Source organism: Bacillus cereus group sp. BceL291 (genome assembly GCF_051776705.1).
In the GTDB taxonomy this organism is placed as follows: Bacteria; Bacillota; Bacilli; order Bacillales; family Bacillaceae_G; genus Bacillus_A; species Bacillus_A cereus.
The window spans coordinates 13,576-29,297 of the sequence record NZ_JBPWAP010000060.1 but is presented as its reverse complement, the minus strand read 5'-3'; the positions used below and the strand labels follow the sequence as shown (position 1 = coordinate 29,297).

Below are 15,722 nucleotides of genomic sequence, written 5' to 3'. Positions count from 1 at the left end.
TTTACCTTTGTTTTTAAACTCTATTTCTGCCGCATTAACATCAGCTAAAGTACGAATGTTTTTATTAACCCACTGTTTTAAAATGCCCTCAGCATAATTCCATTTCTTCTGTTGTTTCAAAGCACGTTCCATAGCTGCTTGTACAAGTTCTTCGCTTGTATCGTTTACCCATTGTGAAATACTTTCAGCTATGAATGAATTTAAAATACCGAAATTATTTTCGTAGAAAGAGAAGATGCTACTACTACTTTGTTTATTAGTACTTAGTTCTTTAGTACTTAGTAGCGGTTGATTTTCTACTGGTAGATTCTCCACCGGTGGTTTTTCCACTAGTTGATTTTCTACTAGTGGTTTTTCGACTTGTGGTACTTCGTATATAATCGTTTCCCATTTACTAATCTTTCCGTTTTCTCCTTTAATCGGGAACCGCTTAACATAACCACATTCCTTTAATTCCTTCATTCCAGCTTTCAAACTTGCTATCCCATCCTTAGAATGCTTTGTTACTTCTTCCATATAAAAAATCCAATCATCTGGAAGTGTAAGAATATATGCTAAAATTCCTTTCGCTTTCCAACTTAACCTTGTATCTTTAAGACCTGTATTATTTATTGTCGTATAGTTCTTATCTTTATTAACTCGAAAAGTAGCCATTCATTTACCTCCTTGTACAAACCGCCACATATGCTGGTCCGCTTTTAATAATTCGTTGAATTTCATAATACGGATAACCAACTTTGAAGTAATGTTCAATCATTTGTTTTAATTCATCCTTGCTCTCTGCTAAGTCCCAAAATTTATTAGGTAATAGCACTTGATATTCATTTAAATCCATGCACTATTCCCCTACTTTCTGTGGTATACTTATAACAAGTGTTTTTTCTTAGAGGACCCACTGTCATGGGTCTTTTTATTTTGTTTTACATCACTCCAAGCCCATCGTTTTATCGGTTCGTAAGTAATGTAAAGTAACGATGCACTGCACCCGATAAACATTGCGAATACTGCTAATGATGTTGTATCTTCCATCATGCTGACACCCCCTTTTCTAGCCAATTAAAGAATGCATCCCTTGGAACCACCTTCTTACGCCCGATTTTGACTAACGGGAATCCTTTTTGATCCATAATGTCGTATGCCTTTCTTTGCGAAATTCCTAATACTTCTGCTACATGATCTACTTTCAACATAATTGGATAATCATTTGTACTATCGTAAGTAACTGGGATAGCATCTAGTTTTTCTATCGCTGTCTGTCTTGCATCTTCTTTATTGAAACGAAGTAACTCGATCGCCTCCCAAAATTCTTCATCGCTCCATCCTTTTTGAGCTGAAAACTTTGTGACTGCTAATGCTATTTGAACTGTTGCATTCTTCATTTTTTATATCTTCCTTTCTTTTTATAAAATTTTAATTTTGTAATTAAGAAACATGATCATCGAATAAATTAGGTCTTTCAGGCGGATACCATCCAGAAATGAATTTCATTGCATTTTGATAATGTTTTCGTGGTATTTTATCGTATTTAGCTACCCCGAAATGCCTTTTCAATGCTCCATACACCCCTTGATAAGATGCATTATCATAACCTTCTTTTCTTAGTTCGAAAACACGTTGTTTCACTTTTCGTTGAACAGCACCTTTGTTTTGTTCAGTAAGCCAAAGCTCATTATCTACTAAAATTTTCATTTTGTTCATTTCTTCTTCCGCATGATCTTGGCGTGATTTGATTTGTTTTAGTTCAGTCATGCTGTAAATAATTGAATCTTCGATTGATGGTTGCTGCTGTTTTTGAATGTATTCTTTCATTCGTTTGAATTCATTTAAAAACTTAATTTTCATCTTCATCGCTTCAGGCGTTATGTAGCTCATTGCGACAATCGCAAAGGCATCTTCTGTTAAATTATATTTTTCATACCATTGTTTGTTTTGTTGGTGTTGATACCGGGTCTCCCCAAAGTTGGTGATACCCCATTGTTGTTCTCCTGCTTCTATTAGCTTTTCGATTTGAATTTCAATGTCTCTCATCACATGATCGTGACGTTTACCGAACATTTGAGAAATCGTTAAGCTATCCGTAACCACTTTATGCCCTTCCATAAAAACAAACTCACTTACCGGATGTTGTGCAACTTGTAATTGATTCATTTTCGTTTACCTCTCTTTCCCCCTCCACTCTCGAAACGAGAGTGGGATTATAAAAAAAATTATCTACCGATACACCAAAGAACTCCGCAATTCGCATAGCTATATTCCATCTAGGATTCTTCTTTCCATTTTCAATTTCACAATAATAGTTAGAAGAGATATCTAGTTTCTTAGCTACCTCAAATTGCTTCAGACCTTTATTTTCACGCAATTTGATTAACCATTCTCTTTTCATGTTTACCTCCGATGTCATATGTTTGACTTTAGTATACTCGCGATTCGCGAATATGTAAATATCTTTTCTAAAATTTTTTCTAAATAAAATAAATTCGCGTAGCGCGAAAAAAATATTGATTTTGTTCTGTGAAATGTTATCTTTATTTATAGGGAGGTTTTAAACATGAACATAGGGGAACGTTTAAAATATTTAAGGAATAAACAAAAATGGACTATGAAAGAAATTTCTTCCAAGTTAGGGATAGGCGACTCAACTTATAGTGGGTATGAAACTAATTATAGAAAACCAGATGCGGAAATGATTTGTAAATTAGCTGACTTGCATAATACAACAACCGACTATATTTTGTGTAAAACTGACGATCCAACGCTAGAGAAAGCAACATCTTCTAATATTAAAGATTTCTTTGATAATCAAAAATTACATTGGGACGGAAAAAAATTATCTGAGGATGATGTGGAAAGTCTTAAAGATTTGTTAGAAGTTGCAGTTAAAAGAATGCTTAAATAACAAAAAAGGATTAGCAAGAAGCTATTCCTTTTTTTGTTGTCTGTATATGTTGAAATTTCCTTAATTCAATATCTGTTAGTAGCCCTTGCTTATGTAATTCGTCTAATACATAAACTACATCACCTGTCACATTGTCACTTCCTAATAACACTTGTACCATTTGCTTCACTTTTACTTCTACCCCTTTATTCATCAAAATAACTTCCTCCCTTAGTTGTTGGTAAATATTAGGTGTCGATTTTTTGTTTCTTATCCAAAAACCAACATCCCCCAAAAATCACGAAAGAGGCTGCGAAATCGCAACCTCTAACTCTTTATTAACTATTTAATTTTTATTATCAAAGCCCGCCAGGCTCAGACATCATGTATTGTACTTGTTGTTTAACTGGTTGTTCTTTACTGTCCTTAGTCGCTGCCCCTACATTCAATGATAGAGTAAAAGCACTCATAATACATAAAATTGCTACACTAATTTTTTTCATCCTCATCCCACTTTCTTTTCTAATGATGCTAACACACGTTTCACAGCATTAGCATAGTGATAGTTTCCAACCCGTTCAAAGCGTTTCAAAGCTTCTCTTAATCCTAGTATATCATTGTTAATTCTGGAAATATAGTACATTGTGAACGGTGAATCTAATTTTCTTTCTTTGGCTAATTCTTCAAACATTTTTAGTGCTTTATTCTTATCTCCATATAAACCTTCATAATATGCAACTTCAGATAAATCAATACAAGAAAAATCTATTTTATCTAAATTAAACCCGTTATCGATATACAGAAAAGCAAGTGTAGATTGAAAAGACTTATATTTTCTACTTTGTTTTGAAATGCCGTTTTCCTCTAGATACTTTATACTTTCTAAAATATATTTTTCTGCTTTTAAAACATCGGTAAACATATAGGACTCCCCAACGCAACATAAGGCTGTTGCTTTAATTATTGGCGCTTCCAAATCTGTTTTTAATATTGCTTCACACTTAATTCTGCACTCAGTCAAATCTTCATTGAATAAATTAATATATGCACTACGAACATTGTAATGTATTTCATGACAAGATTTTAAAAATGCATTTTTTATAAGCGCTAAATTTTTTTCTACTTTATCAGAATATGGGAGCATAGCTCTATAATTAAAAACATCATACATCGAAAAGCTGTATAACATATTTACTAAAACTTGAACTTCTGGATCATTTGCAAACATAACTTTATCCATGTCATCAATTAAAGATTGTCCTCGTTTAACATTTAGACTTCTATTATTAAATAATTTGTAGATTTTAAAGTATTTCTTTAAATGGATATTTTTTTGATGTTTTTCAATCAGTTTATCTATAACTTCATACTCACCAATGCCCTGACAATAACATAACGCTTTGCGAATATTTAAATCACCCGAACATAGCATGATAAATTCATTAAGAATCTCTTTTCGTTCTTCCATATCTTCAAAAAGAATCGAAGCTACAGGTAAAAACTTATCAAATTTCATTTCTGAAGTTTTCCCACTTACTGCATCAGTTATTACTACTCGATCCACTCCAGTTTTTCGTTCAATATCCGGGAATGTTAATCCCCTTCTGTCAGCTTGTTTTTTAATACGTTTCATTAAATCTTCCACGATAACTACACTTCCCTTTCCTGAACACAGGACGCCATCCTAACAATTTCTCAAGTTGGAAACAGATTACGAGAAGGGAATATCTTAATTTTGTGTTATACTTAGATGTGACTCGTATGGGTAAGTGTTTCCTAAGTCTAGGTTAGGGAACGGTTTAAGAGGCGGTGTGAGAGTCCCTCTTGAACGCGCTCATATGGGTCTTTTTTCGTTCGTTTTAGTTATTTCAATACTAACACGAATTTTTACAATTTTAACAAAATAATTGTTAATCAAATGTTGAGAAAGTTTTTTAATCGCTATAAATCAAGATTTAGTTACATATGCAATTTTACATTTTTTCATCAATGAAGCTTATATGAATATTTTACCACCAATCACTCCGAAAGGGAACACTAGTTCTTATTATTATTCACTTTTCACCTCATTTAGAAATCATTATATATACTATTGATTGTTTTACAATCATATATAGTATGTTGAATACTTAAAGACTATACTCGAATTATGAAAGCGTTAGAAGTATTTGGTCAAAATTTAAAAAAGCTTAGAAAGTCTAAAGATTTAACACAAGAACAGCTCGGTGAACAACTAAACCTCAGTCGCAATCAGATAAATAATTATGAGAATGCAATGTTTGAGCCGAGCATGGAAACACTTCTTCAAATCAGCTCCTTTTTTGATGTATCGTTAGACCTACTATGTAATGGGTATAGCAATACAAAAGAGGAAATGTTACGCAATACCCTCAAAGAAGTTCAACAAACGTATGCGGCGTTAGATGAACCTCGAAGAGAGCGTTTCTGCAAACAACTCGTATTTTATTCTAAAGTCTTAGCCGAGACTGACGAGTTGTTATGATTTGATTGTAGAAGAAATGTTTTCCAATTTCAAATTGTAAAATATTCATCTTTTTACAATTTGAGTAAGAGAGCTATTTGCTCTCTTTTTTTTATTTGCTCATTCGACATAATATGACAATTTATTAATATTATGTTTGCTATGCTAACTTCAGAAATCTTACGTTTTTGGAGGATTAAAAATGAAAATATCTAATAAAATGTTTATTTTAATTAGTATAGGGATACTAACCCTATTATTTATTAGAGGGCTCTATAATAGCATTAAGTTTGGAGACTCAGAATATGGAACAGGATATGTTCTAGGTCAAGCAATAGGAGGAACTTTAGCCTGGTTCAGTATTATTGCGCTTATAGCTGCATTGATTTTTCTGATTATGGCATTCATTAATAAGAAGAAAAACAATGAGACGAAACCATTATTCGTAAAATCCGCAATATCTTTCGGAACTTCTATTGCTTCTTTTGTAGTGCTATTCGTAATCATTTTTATTACACTGGGAATCGAAAATGAACATAAGGCCGTTGCTCAGGAACAGAAAAAAGAAAGCGAATATGTGATGGCAGCCGCAAATTTTTATAACAATATTGATTCTTTTGAATGGTTTTCAACAACCGTGTTATCAGGCTATTCAACTACATGGTCTGAGGCAATTAACAACAGAAAAGATTTTAACGCGGAGATAATATCCAAAAAAACAGAATCTGATAAAATGATTAAACATGCTGATCTATTGTACTCAGAGATGGGGCAACAACTGAAAGTTATCTCTGAAGCTACAAAAGAACACCCTGAACAATATAAGGAACTATACGAAGAATATAAAAAAATATATAGCATCGTAACGGCACTTAATGAGCAAGTGAACTCTCCAACCGGTAGTTTAATCTCATTTAATCAAAATGTTAATTCTTTAATACAGGAGTATAAAAAAGTAAAAGGAAATATTAACATTGCTATTAATGAAGATATAAAAAACAAATCTGAGCAAATTAAAGAAGCGAACACTAGTACATCAAGTGATAATGATTTAACAAAATATTGATTAGATTCATATTTCTCAACAAACTGTATAGATAAATATGGTAAAATTATATTTGCGAGATACATATTATTAAAATTAAAGTGGTTATCAAGTCGTATGAGGGCACCTTAGGGTGTCTTTTTTTGATTAAAATACTGATTTTATATCAATAAAAAAGCCCGCAACATGTGCGGACTTAGAAGTATGGATACATATATTTTAACATGAAACTTTATTTTGTGGACCATTATAAATTTATTCTCAATCCCCGCTATTTGCGTTGACCAAAAAATATGACTATGGTAATATAGGCACTAGAATCACCATTGTATAGTGAATATATATTTACTATATATTGAGTATGACACTTATCTGAATTGCATAGAATAAAAGAAGAGATGCTGTAACATCTCTTCAGTAACTGCCGCCATCAGGTGGTAAGGTTGCTATTTATTTTCTTCTAGAGCTACCCTGCTTCTGACGGCGAGGGGTGGCTCTTTTACTTTTCTTAAACAAATTGTTAGCGAACTTATTTGCATAAGCTGTAACAACTATAGTTAGGAATACCTTGAGTAAATCCTGAGACAAAGAAAGTAAATATTCCATCATAAGGGTCACCTCCTTCCTCTCTAAAATAAAGAGAAAGGATAGCAACCAGCCACCCGACGTATACAGTTGAATATAGTTTACCATAAAGTAACTCATCTGAGTTACTTTTTCCTTTTTCTAATACTGGAATTATTTATACTATTCGAATACTATTAGTTCAAGGAGGTATGGATAATGAAAGGATATTTTAGAAAACGCGGTGAAAAGTGGTCATTTACAATTGATATTGGAAGAGATCCTCTTACTGGCAAAAGAAAACAAAAAACAGTATCAGGCTTTAAAACAAAGAAAGAAGCCGAAAGAGCATGTAATGAACTTATTCATCAGTTTAATACTGGGAGTCTAGTTGATGATAAAAATCTTACTCTCAGTGAATATTTACAGGAGTGGCTTGAAAACACAGCTAAGCAACGAGTGAGAGATAGTACATTCATTAATTATAGACGAGCTGTGAACAGTAGGATTATTCCTGTAGTTGGTTCGCATAAACTGAAAGATTTAAAACCTCTACATGGACAACGATTTGTTAAATCGCTAATCGATGAAGAATTATCTCCTAAATACATTGAGTATATTTTTATCGTTTTAAAAGGGGCATTAGAAGATGCTGTTAAATGGGAACTTTTATATAAAAACCCGTTTGAACATGTAGAAATCCCTCGCCCACGAAAAGTGGTCAATAATACGTGGTCAATTGAGGAGACGAAAACCTTCTTAACATACGCTAAATTTGACAATCCTATTTACTATCATTTATTTTTACTTGCACTTAATACCGGTATGCGTAGAGGTGAATTGCTAGGCTTAAAGTGGAAAAACGTAGATTTAGTTGAAGGTAAAGTTAGTGTGACTGAAACTCTAATTTACGATGAATTAGGATTTCGATTTACAGAACCGAAAACATCGGGTTCTAAACGCTTAATTTCTATTGACCAAAGCTTATGTAAAGAGTTGAAAAGTTATAAAGCAAAACAAAATGAATTTAAATTAGCTATCGGTAAAGCTTATGAAGATAATGACTTAGTTTTCAGTAGAGAAGATGGTAGGCCAATCTATCCAAGAACATTAACTACTGTCTTTGAAAGGTTTATAAAAACAGCACAAGTACCTAAAATTAGATTCCATGACTTACGACATACCCATGCCACACTTCTTCTTAAATTAGGTATTAATCCGAAAATCGTAAGTGAACGATTAGGACATAATTCCATTAAGACCACATTGGACACATATAGTCATGTTACGTTAGATATGCAAGAAAGTGCCACTATAGCGCTAAGTGAGGCATTAAAATCATAAAATAATTGTTGATGTGGTCAGATTGTGGTCAAACCCATCAACAATTATTATAAACCCCCTATATTTCAAGGCTTAACCAAGCTACACACTCCACATGAGTCGTATGCGGGAACATATCAACAGGTTGTACTTCCTGTGTTTTATATCCGCCTTCTTCTAGTACTTTTAAATCACGTGCTAATGTTGCTGGGTTACATGATACGTATACGACGCGTTTTGGCTTCATGTCGATGATTGTGTTTAGTAATGCTTCGTCACAGCCTTTACGCGGTGGGTCTACGACCATTGTGTCAGCAATTACGCCTTCTTTGTACCATTTTGGAATGACTACTTCTGCTTCTCCTACCCCAAATTCAGCGTTTGTCATGTTGTTTAGTGCTGCATTTCGGTTTGCGTCTTCAATTGCTTCTGGGACGATTTCAACGCCGTACACTTTTTTCGCTTTTTGCGCTAGGAATAACGAGATTGATCCGATTCCGCAATAGGCATCAATTACTGTTTCGTTACCGTTTAATTTTGCGTATTCTAACGTTTTATCGTATAGCACTTTCGTTTGTTCTGGGTTTACTTGATAGAATGAACGTGCTGAAATCGCAAATTTAATGTCACCGATAAAGTCATAAATATATTCTGATCCGTACAGTACTGTCGTTTTATCTCCGAAGATTACATTCGTACGCTTCGTATTTACGTTTTGAACAATGGATTTTACTTCTGGGAATTTCGCTGCAATTTCTTCAATGATTGCGTTTTTGTTCGGCAATTCTGCTGTACGTGTAATGAAGACAAGCATAATTTCCCCTGTTACTTGTCCGTAACGAGCCATTACGTGACGAAGTGTTCCTTTGTTACGCTCTTCGTTGTACGCAGTGATACCGTGCTTTTCACAAATACGTTTTACTTCTTGAATTAATGTATCGTTTTCTTCTGCCTGAATTAAGCATGATTCCATATTAATGATGTCATGCGTTCCTTGGCGATAGAAACCAGCTACAAGTCCGCCTTCACGTTCTCCGATTGGTACTTGTGCTTTATTGCGATATACCCACGGATTTTCCATGCCAAGTACAGGATGAACAGGAACATCACCTAGTCCTCCGATACGTTGCATAACGTCACGTACTTGTTTTTCTTTCGCTTGTAATTGTCCTTCATAAGTTAAGTGCTGAAGCTGACAACCGCCGCACTGATTATATACTGGACATTCAGCATCTTTACGATATGGACTTTCTGTATGAAGCTTCATTAAACGACCAAATGCGAAGTTTTTCTTCACTTTAATAATTTTAATTTGCGCTTCTTCACCTGGTAATCCGTTTTTAACGAAAATAGGATAGCCCTTTACTTTCGCAACACCGGCACCATCATGTGTTAAATCTTCAAATACTACATCTATAAACTCGTTTTTCTCAACTGGTGGCGTCATTTTAGTACTCATTTTCCGACCTCTCTTTTTCATAACACTGCGTTACATTTTATCATACTTATATGGTCTTTTTCTATTGGAAGAAAAAAAGCTATTGACGATACTTCTCTGTTAATGTTACGCTACTACTAATTTAATACGGACGATGTTACCTCATATATACTTGATAATATGGATCGAGAGTTTCTACCCGGCAACCTTAAATTGCTGGACTATGGGGAAAACTAATGAATATTAGCCTATGCGCAAAAAAGGACTCATATTGATTAGCTTTCTCTCATAGATGAAAGTGAATCCATATGGGTCTTTTTTTATTTTTATTTTTCTAAAAGGTCAGACATCTTACGTATGACATAAAACCTCGTTCTTTTATTTTTAGTAATATAACGAGCGTTTTATGTACAAACTTTATACGAACTTCTGAAAGGGGCAACTACATGCAATATGTAATGAGCATTATCGGTATTCTTGCCGTGTTAGGTTTATGTTTTGCTTTGTCAAACAACAAAAGTAAAATCAACTTCCGTGCAATTGCAATTATGATTGGTTTCCAAATTTTAATCGGTTGGTTTATGTTTGCTACAAAGGTTGGTCAACAAATCATTATTTTCATTAGTAAAGTTTTCAACAAACTAATTAAACTTGGTACGACAGGTGTCGATTTTCTCTTTAATGGAATTCACAGAGATTTTGTCTTTTTCTTAAACGTATTATTAATTATCGTATTTTTCTCAGCACTACTTTCAATCTTTAGTTATTTAGGTGTTTTACCATTCATCGTTCGTGTTGTCGGCGGTGCAATTTCAAAAATTACTGGTTTGCCACGCGTTGAGTCATTCCACGCAGTAAACTCTGTATTCTTCGGTTCAAGTGAAGCGTTAATCGTTATTAAAAACGATTTACAGCATTTCAATAAAAACCGTATGTTTATCATTTGTTGTTCTGCGATGAGCTCCGTTTCTGCTTCTGTTACAGCATCATACGTAATGATGTTAGATGCAAAATACGTACTAGCAGCTCTTCCGCTAAATTTATTCTCAAGCTTAATCGTTTGTTCGTTATTAACACCAGTTGATACGAAGAAAGAAGATGAAGTGATTCAAAAATTTGATAGAACGCTATTCGGGGACAGCTTTATCGGTGCAATGATTAACGGTGCGCTTGATGGTTTAAAAGTAGCTGGTATCGTTGCCGCATTAATGATCGCCTTTATCGGTGTGATGGAAGTTGTAAACTACGTAATTAGTGCAGCTTCAGGCGCAATGGGACATGCCATTACTTTACAACAAATCTTCGGTTACGTACTTTCTCCATTCGCATTCTTAATGGGTATTCCAACTCAAGATATTATCCCAGCTGGTGGTATTATGGGTACGAAGATTGTTTTAAATGAGTTTGTAGCAATCCTTGATTTAAAAGACACAGCTACAACATTAGCTCCACGTACAGTTGGAATCGTTACAGTATTCTTAATTAGCTTCGCAAGTATTAGCCAAATTGGTGCAATCGTTGGTACAATCCGTGCCCTTTCTGAAAAACAAGGAAGCGTTGTTTCTAAATTTGGTTGGAAAATGCTATTTGCATCAACACTTGCTTCTATTTTATCTGCGACAATCGCTGGATTGTTTATTTAATAAAAAATCACCTTACTTTAACGAGTAAGGTGATTTTTTTGATTATTTATGAAACCGAGTGAAATTCAACTGCTTCTTCTGTATTGATAATCCTATCTTTATATATACCTTTTATTGAAATGTAAATGATAGATTTGTTTATGTTTTTTAACTTTCCTAATGAAAAATGATAAAGCAATCCATTGCTTTTTAAAGTCCACATCTTTCCACTCCATGGACCAGTAGCTTTTTGTTCATCAGACGCCTTAATTTCACCTTCATATTCGCATTCTCCCAAAGGAGTTTTAATTGTATTCTTCTCTGTATCAATTCGAATATTTTTAATTAGATTCAAATTTTCATCAGAGAGAATTTGAATTTCATGATCTTTCTTTTTAAAAAAGAGTTTTCCATCTTTGGTATTTATATATTCTGCATTATCCATTTTATCTATCATAAAATCATATTCTTCTTTTGTAATACCTAAGTTTTGATGATAAGGAAACGTTTTTTTCGGTATAATTTCTTCTTCGGCATACTTCAAATACCAATCTAAATTATTTGTAATACTATCGCTCATTTTATTTCCGATTTTCTCTAATTTCTCTTTTATCTCATAAGGAAATTCAAGTGTCATAATATCCGCCGTCACTTCCGCATTCATAAGATGCGGTGGAATATACTCTTCCACACTATTCACTTTACTCACTTCACTTTGGCAACCAACTATAAATAGTGATATGAAAAAGATATATATTATTTTTTTATATTTCATTTCTATTCTCCACTCCATACATTATTCTTACTTAGTTTTATAGCGGTTTTCATTATAGTATAAAATCTTTATATTTTAATAAAATACATATCCTTATGCAAAATTGCATATTAATATGTATTCTTCTTACTTTAAAATTAGCTTAAATAACTTTCCAAATTATACAAATAACAAGTTTAAAATGTTATAATTTTCAAAAAACCATTGGAGGATATTATGAAAGCTCACGCAATTTTCGATTTCTTACATTTACTAGTCTTAACGCTGAAAAGCTATTATGTATGGGGAATGCCTATCTATGTCTTCATTATTCCTCTTATCTTTGTAGTCGGTTATATTATTATTAATTCTAATAAGAAACAAAAAAATACATATTCAAAGTCACTAAACTATTACATTAATAGCCTCCTAAAAATCATATTCCCCTCATTTTCTTCAAATGATATGATGAACAAGGGTATATCCCCACCACTCTTATAGCGGTGGGGATTTTAATATAAATATGCAACATACTACACAATAGAAGGTGATTTTTATGAGAAAATACGCAGCAATTGCTTTATGTACGTCTGCCATTCTAGCAGGCTGTAATACTAACAATGTAAGTCCAGAACCTAAAAAAGAGAAAACGGCTCAAGGGATTAAGAAACAAGAAGAGACTGTGCAAGAACAAGGTAAAATCTCATATAATTCAGTTACACACGAATCTACAAACACAAGTATTCATATTACAGACATAAAAGATTCTTTAAATGAAGTACAATATAAAATTTGGCGCACAGCTGATGGCAAGGAAAGTGCTAAATCTTTTTCTTCTAAAGAAAAAGAGAAACAATTCACACTTCCTTTTGATATAAAGGAATTTGAAGGAAAACGCGGTGAGTTCCAAATTGAAGCAACAGGAATGAAAGAAGATGGGAAAACAATCCCGCTTACGAAATCTACTATTACTTTCGAACAAAAGGTTCCTGTTCTTATGTATCACGCAATTGATGATTATCATGGTCAAGGCATTAAAGACTTATTCGTATCACCAGCTAACTTTGAAGCACAAATGAAACATTTAAAGGACAATGGTTATACGCTTTTAACGTTTGAACGCTGGGGCGATATAAATAAAGTAAATAAACCGATTTTCGTTACATTTGATGACGGTATGAAAAATAATATGAATGCATTTCGCATTTTACAAAAGCTAAAAGATGATACTTTTAAACCGGCAGCAACAGAATATATGATTGTTGATAACGTTGATGTAGAAGGAGCATTGTCTACTTCTGAAATAAAAGAAATGGTTGATTCCGGCATTTTCTCGGTGCAATCTCATACTGCAACACATGCAGACTTACCGAAAATTACAAACTATGAGGAAGAGTTAAAAGGTTCAAAAGAAAAGCTAGAAAAAATAACAGGTAAGCCTGTTATTGCGATTGCTTATCCATTCGGTCATGTAGATGATAAGGTTGTTGCAGAAACGAAGAAGTATTATCAATTTGCGACGACGACAAAGCCTGGGCAATTCATTACGAAGGGTGAACCTGATGAATTGTTAAAGATGAAGCGCGTTCGTATACACCATACAACGACTGTAGAGCAGTTTGCTTCTTCAATTAAGTAAATATAAGGGCTCAACACATTTTGAGCTCTCTTTTTACTTTATATTTATATATATTTTTAGAATTTTCTTGTATTATATATAGTAAGAAATCTTTCAAATTAAAGGAGATTATACATATGTCATTTGAACAAACGTTAGAGAAATATGCTGCTCTTGCAGTTAATGTTGGTGTTAATATTCAACCTGGACAAACTTTATCAATTAGTGCACCTCTTGAAGCTGTACAATTTGTACGCCTCGTTACAGAAAAAGCATATAAATCTGGTGCAAAACACGTATATGTAGATTGGAATGATGAGACGTTAACACGCTTAAAATTCGATCTAGCTCCTGAAGAAGCTTTCGCTGAATTTCCATCTTGGAAAGCACATGCTCGTGAAGAATTAGCAAAAGAAGGCGCTGCATTTATGTCTATCTATGCAGAAAACCCTGATTTATTAAAAGGTGTAGAACCATCGCGTATCGCAACAGCTCATAAAGTAGCTGGAGAAGCAATGAAAGTATACCGTGATTACGTACAAGCAGATAAAGTAAGCTGGTGTGTCATTTCTGTTCCTACGAAAGAATGGGCTGCGAAAGTATTCCCTGACGTAGCGCCAGAAGAACAAGAAGCCAAGTTATGGGATGCTATTTTCAAAGCTACTCGTGCTGATTTAGAAAATCCTGTAGAAGCATGGAAAGAACATGATGAAACATTACATACAAAAGTGGATTACTTAAACGAAAAGCATTATAAAGCTCTTCACTATACAGGTCCTGGAACAGATTTAACAATCGAACTTCCAGAAAAACATGTATGGGCTGGTGCTGGTAGCTTAAATGAAAAGAACGTACCATTTATGGCTAATATTCCAACTGAAGAAGTATTTACAATGCCACTTAAAACAGGTGTAAACGGCCAAGTTTCTAGTACAAAACCGTTAGTATTTGCAGGTAATATTATCGATAATTTCACGTTAACATTTGAAAACGGACGTATCGTAGACTATAAAGCTGAAGCTGGTGAAGAAGCTTTAAAACATTTAGTAGAAACAGATGAAGGTTCTCACTTCTTAGGGGAAGTAGCTTTAGTACCTCATGACTCACCAATTTCAAACACAAATGTTTTATTCTACAATACACTATTTGACGAAAATGCATCTTGCCACCTTGCGATTGGAAATGCTTACGCATTTAACTTAGTTGGCGGAAAAACAATGTCTAAAGAAGAACTTGCTGAAAACGGCGCAAACGCTAGTATTACACACAACGACTTCATGATTGGATCAGCTGAGCTTGATATTGACGGTATTACTGCTGATGGCAGACATGAGCCTATCTTCCGTAAAGGTAACTGGGCGTTTTAAATTTATTACCATAAAGAAACACATTGGATAATCCAATGTGTTTCTTTATTTATTTGGTTTCAATTCAAATTTTATTGTTCTATTTTCACGCGTAAACTCTGGTCTATACGTAGCGATATACGTATTTTCTTTCGCTACGTCAAATAGCATGATATCTTGAATTTTTTCTTCTGGTGCTAACTTTTTACTAATAAAGCTATCAGGGTTATTATATTCTTTAAATCTTGTACCTTTCTTATCGGTAATCTCAAATTCATAAAATGCAAAAGGTATTTCCTTTTTACTATTATTTTCTACTTTGAAAATAATCCCCAAAATCTCCTCTTTCTTTTTATCCTCATCATAATCCGTATATCCTAATTTAACTGAATCGATAGTTACTTGCAAACCATCTACGTCTACTGTCTCCCCTATTTTATACACTTTATCTTGAACATCTTCTTGTTTACTTTCATTACTATCTTTAGTCTCAGTGCAAGCACTTAAACTAAAAGCTATGCCAAAAATTAAAACAATTTGACTCACCTTTTTTAACATACTCTTTCCTCCACATAAGACAATATTTCATATGTATCATAACAAAATGCTTTACGCTTTCTTGTCATATTTTGTCGTATTAATTGCTAACTGCACA

At 33.6% G+C, this 15,722-nt stretch carries 20 protein-coding genes and 1 riboswitch; of the genes, 7 read left to right on the top strand and 13 right to left on the bottom strand.

Annotated elements, in window-relative coordinates:
- The 6 genes from ACS2CR_RS26705 to ACS2CR_RS26680 form a co-directional block, all read right to left on the bottom strand.
- A partial coding sequence (locus tag ACS2CR_RS26705) for a DnaD domain-containing protein (protein WP_438906101.1) occupies positions 1–654 on the bottom strand: 654 nt, incomplete at its 3' end.
- 4 nt (positions 655–658) lie between these two features.
- Positions 659–835 carry a hypothetical protein gene (locus tag ACS2CR_RS26700; protein WP_086406898.1) on the bottom strand — a complete coding sequence of 59 codons (177 nt, stop codon included), beginning with the start codon at positions 833–835 and terminating at the stop codon, positions 659–661.
- Positions 836–864: 29 nt separating this feature from the next.
- The gene (locus ACS2CR_RS26695) at positions 865–1,032 is read right to left on the bottom strand and encodes a hypothetical protein (RefSeq protein WP_016097575.1); all 168 of its coding nucleotides are present in this window, start codon (positions 1,030–1,032) and stop codon (positions 865–867) included.
- Positions 1,029–1,379, bottom strand: a complete 351-nt coding sequence (locus ACS2CR_RS26690; protein ID WP_088065310.1) for a helix-turn-helix domain-containing protein — start codon at positions 1,377–1,379, stop codon at positions 1,029–1,031. Before ACS2CR_RS26690 ends, ACS2CR_RS26695 begins: the two co-directional genes overlap by 4 nt.
- Positions 1,380–1,422: 43 nt before the next feature.
- Positions 1,423–2,148 (bottom strand): ORF6C domain-containing protein, encoded by a 726-nt coding sequence (locus ACS2CR_RS26685; RefSeq protein ID WP_069354843.1) that lies wholly within the window; start codon positions 2,146–2,148, stop codon positions 1,423–1,425.
- On the bottom strand, positions 2,111–2,383 hold the full coding sequence (locus tag ACS2CR_RS26680; RefSeq protein ID WP_438906100.1) for a helix-turn-helix transcriptional regulator: 273 nt from the start codon (positions 2,381–2,383) through the stop codon (positions 2,111–2,113). Before ACS2CR_RS26680 ends, ACS2CR_RS26685 begins: the two co-directional genes overlap by 38 nt.
- Before the next feature lie 165 nt (positions 2,384–2,548).
- Between ACS2CR_RS26680 and ACS2CR_RS26675 the strand changes: the two genes are divergently transcribed.
- Positions 2,549–2,896: a helix-turn-helix domain-containing protein gene (locus ACS2CR_RS26675; protein WP_001020466.1), complete on the top strand. Its 348-nt coding sequence runs from the start codon at positions 2,549–2,551 to the stop codon at positions 2,894–2,896.
- 10 nt (positions 2,897–2,906) lie between these two features.
- Here the strand turns inward: ACS2CR_RS26675 and ACS2CR_RS26670 are convergent, their stop codons facing one another.
- From ACS2CR_RS26670 to ACS2CR_RS26660, 3 genes are all read right to left on the bottom strand, one after another.
- The gene (locus ACS2CR_RS26670; protein ID WP_003276353.1) at positions 2,907–3,089 is read right to left on the bottom strand and encodes a hypothetical protein; all 183 of its coding nucleotides are present in this window, start codon (positions 3,087–3,089) and stop codon (positions 2,907–2,909) included.
- A gap of 145 nt (positions 3,090–3,234) precedes the next feature.
- Positions 3,235–3,378, bottom strand: a complete 144-nt coding sequence (locus tag ACS2CR_RS26665; RefSeq protein WP_172965957.1) for a hypothetical protein — start codon at positions 3,376–3,378, stop codon at positions 3,235–3,237.
- 2 nt (positions 3,379–3,380) lie between these two features.
- Positions 3,381–4,520, bottom strand: a complete 1,140-nt coding sequence (locus tag ACS2CR_RS26660) for an AimR family lysis-lysogeny pheromone receptor (protein ID WP_000389800.1) — start codon at positions 4,518–4,520, stop codon at positions 3,381–3,383.
- A 504-nt stretch (positions 4,521–5,024) separates the two neighbouring features.
- Between ACS2CR_RS26660 and ACS2CR_RS26655 the strand changes: the two genes are divergently transcribed.
- Both ACS2CR_RS26655 and ACS2CR_RS26650 read left to right on the top strand, forming a co-directional pair.
- Positions 5,025–5,378 (top strand): helix-turn-helix domain-containing protein, encoded by a 354-nt coding sequence (locus ACS2CR_RS26655; protein ID WP_000645346.1) that lies wholly within the window; start codon positions 5,025–5,027, stop codon positions 5,376–5,378.
- A 181-nt stretch (positions 5,379–5,559) separates the two neighbouring features.
- Positions 5,560–6,423, top strand: a complete 864-nt coding sequence (locus ACS2CR_RS26650; protein ID WP_151159898.1) for a hypothetical protein — start codon at positions 5,560–5,562, stop codon at positions 6,421–6,423.
- Positions 6,424–6,852: 429 nt separating this feature from the next.
- Here the strand turns inward: ACS2CR_RS26650 and ACS2CR_RS26645 are convergent, their stop codons facing one another.
- Positions 6,853–7,011, bottom strand: coding sequence for a hypothetical protein (locus ACS2CR_RS26645; RefSeq protein WP_000970855.1), 159 nt, complete (start codon positions 7,009–7,011; stop codon positions 6,853–6,855).
- A 174-nt stretch (positions 7,012–7,185) separates the two neighbouring features.
- Between ACS2CR_RS26645 and ACS2CR_RS26640 the strand changes: the two genes are divergently transcribed.
- On the top strand, positions 7,186–8,310 hold the full coding sequence (locus tag ACS2CR_RS26640) for a tyrosine-type recombinase/integrase (RefSeq protein ID WP_069354836.1): 1,125 nt from the start codon (positions 7,186–7,188) through the stop codon (positions 8,308–8,310).
- Positions 8,311–8,368: 58 nt separating this feature from the next.
- Here the strand turns inward: ACS2CR_RS26640 and rlmD are convergent, their stop codons facing one another.
- On the bottom strand, positions 8,369–9,769 hold the full coding sequence (gene rlmD / locus ACS2CR_RS26635) for a 23S rRNA (uracil(1939)-C(5))-methyltransferase RlmD (RefSeq protein WP_141527170.1): 1,401 nt from the start codon (positions 9,767–9,769) through the stop codon (positions 8,369–8,371).
- 100 nt (positions 9,770–9,869) lie between these two features.
- Positions 9,870–9,971: riboswitch (purine riboswitch) on the top strand.
- Positions 9,972–10,173: 202 nt separating this feature from the next.
- On the opposite strand from rlmD, the gene ACS2CR_RS26630 reads away from it, so the two are divergent.
- A complete protein-coding gene (locus ACS2CR_RS26630) occupies positions 10,174–11,370 on the top strand; it encodes a NupC/NupG family nucleoside CNT transporter (protein WP_001200493.1) in 1,197 nt (398 codons plus the stop codon).
- A gap of 46 nt (positions 11,371–11,416) precedes the next feature.
- Here ACS2CR_RS26630 and ACS2CR_RS26625 read toward each other — a convergent pair whose 3' ends face one another.
- A complete protein-coding gene (locus tag ACS2CR_RS26625; protein ID WP_000875612.1) occupies positions 11,417–12,124 on the bottom strand; it encodes a hypothetical protein in 708 nt (235 codons plus the stop codon).
- Between the two features lie 535 nt (positions 12,125–12,659).
- On the opposite strand from ACS2CR_RS26625, the gene ACS2CR_RS26620 reads away from it, so the two are divergent.
- Both ACS2CR_RS26620 and ACS2CR_RS26615 read left to right on the top strand, forming a co-directional pair.
- Positions 12,660–13,742: a polysaccharide deacetylase family protein gene (locus ACS2CR_RS26620; RefSeq protein WP_001233712.1), complete on the top strand. Its 1,083-nt coding sequence runs from the start codon at positions 12,660–12,662 to the stop codon at positions 13,740–13,742.
- A 116-nt stretch (positions 13,743–13,858) separates the two neighbouring features.
- The gene (locus ACS2CR_RS26615) at positions 13,859–15,088 is read left to right on the top strand and encodes an aminopeptidase (RefSeq protein ID WP_000007357.1); all 1,230 of its coding nucleotides are present in this window, start codon (positions 13,859–13,861) and stop codon (positions 15,086–15,088) included.
- A 45-nt stretch (positions 15,089–15,133) separates the two neighbouring features.
- Here ACS2CR_RS26615 and ACS2CR_RS26610 read toward each other — a convergent pair whose 3' ends face one another.
- On the bottom strand, positions 15,134–15,625 hold the full coding sequence (locus ACS2CR_RS26610; RefSeq protein ID WP_000915111.1) for a DUF4352 domain-containing protein: 492 nt from the start codon (positions 15,623–15,625) through the stop codon (positions 15,134–15,136).
- Between the last annotated feature and the right edge of the window lie 97 nt (positions 15,626–15,722).

Excerpts from the sequence above, each read along its gene's own strand:
- ACS2CR_RS26700 (WP_086406898.1), bottom strand. The coding sequence starts at position 835 with ATGGATTTAAATGAATATCAAGTGCTATTACCTAATAAATTTTGGGAC.
- ACS2CR_RS26695 (WP_016097575.1), bottom strand. The coding sequence starts at position 1,032 with ATGATGGAAGATACAACATCATTAGCAGTATTCGCAATGTTTATCGGG.
- ACS2CR_RS26690 (WP_088065310.1), bottom strand. The coding sequence starts at position 1,379 with ATGAAGAATGCAACAGTTCAAATAGCATTAGCAGTCACAAAGTTTTCA.
- ACS2CR_RS26685 (WP_069354843.1), bottom strand. The coding sequence starts at position 2,148 with ATGAATCAATTACAAGTTGCACAACATCCGGTAAGTGAGTTTGTTTTT.
- ACS2CR_RS26680 (WP_438906100.1), bottom strand. The coding sequence starts at position 2,383 with ATGAAAAGAGAATGGTTAATCAAATTGCGTGAAAATAAAGGTCTGAAG.
- ACS2CR_RS26675 (WP_001020466.1), top strand. The coding sequence starts at position 2,549 with ATGAACATAGGGGAACGTTTAAAATATTTAAGGAATAAACAAAAATGG.
- ACS2CR_RS26670 (WP_003276353.1), bottom strand. The coding sequence starts at position 3,089 with ATGAATAAAGGGGTAGAAGTAAAAGTGAAGCAAATGGTACAAGTGTTA.
- ACS2CR_RS26665 (WP_172965957.1), bottom strand. The coding sequence starts at position 3,378 with ATGAAAAAAATTAGTGTAGCAATTTTATGTATTATGAGTGCTTTTACT.
- ACS2CR_RS26655 (WP_000645346.1), top strand. The coding sequence starts at position 5,025 with ATGAAAGCGTTAGAAGTATTTGGTCAAAATTTAAAAAAGCTTAGAAAG.
- ACS2CR_RS26650 (WP_151159898.1), top strand. The coding sequence starts at position 5,560 with ATGAAAATATCTAATAAAATGTTTATTTTAATTAGTATAGGGATACTA.
- ACS2CR_RS26645 (WP_000970855.1), bottom strand. The coding sequence starts at position 7,011 with ATGATGGAATATTTACTTTCTTTGTCTCAGGATTTACTCAAGGTATTC.
- ACS2CR_RS26640 (WP_069354836.1), top strand. The coding sequence starts at position 7,186 with ATGAAAGGATATTTTAGAAAACGCGGTGAAAAGTGGTCATTTACAATT.
- rlmD (WP_141527170.1), bottom strand. The coding sequence starts at position 9,769 with ATGAAAAAGAGAGGTCGGAAAATGAGTACTAAAATGACGCCACCAGTT.
- ACS2CR_RS26630 (WP_001200493.1), top strand. The coding sequence starts at position 10,174 with ATGCAATATGTAATGAGCATTATCGGTATTCTTGCCGTGTTAGGTTTA.
- ACS2CR_RS26625 (WP_000875612.1), bottom strand. The coding sequence starts at position 12,124 with ATGAAATATAAAAAAATAATATATATCTTTTTCATATCACTATTTATA.
- ACS2CR_RS26620 (WP_001233712.1), top strand. The coding sequence starts at position 12,660 with ATGAGAAAATACGCAGCAATTGCTTTATGTACGTCTGCCATTCTAGCA.
- ACS2CR_RS26615 (WP_000007357.1), top strand. The coding sequence starts at position 13,859 with ATGTCATTTGAACAAACGTTAGAGAAATATGCTGCTCTTGCAGTTAAT.
- ACS2CR_RS26610 (WP_000915111.1), bottom strand. The coding sequence starts at position 15,625 with ATGTTAAAAAAGGTGAGTCAAATTGTTTTAATTTTTGGCATAGCTTTT.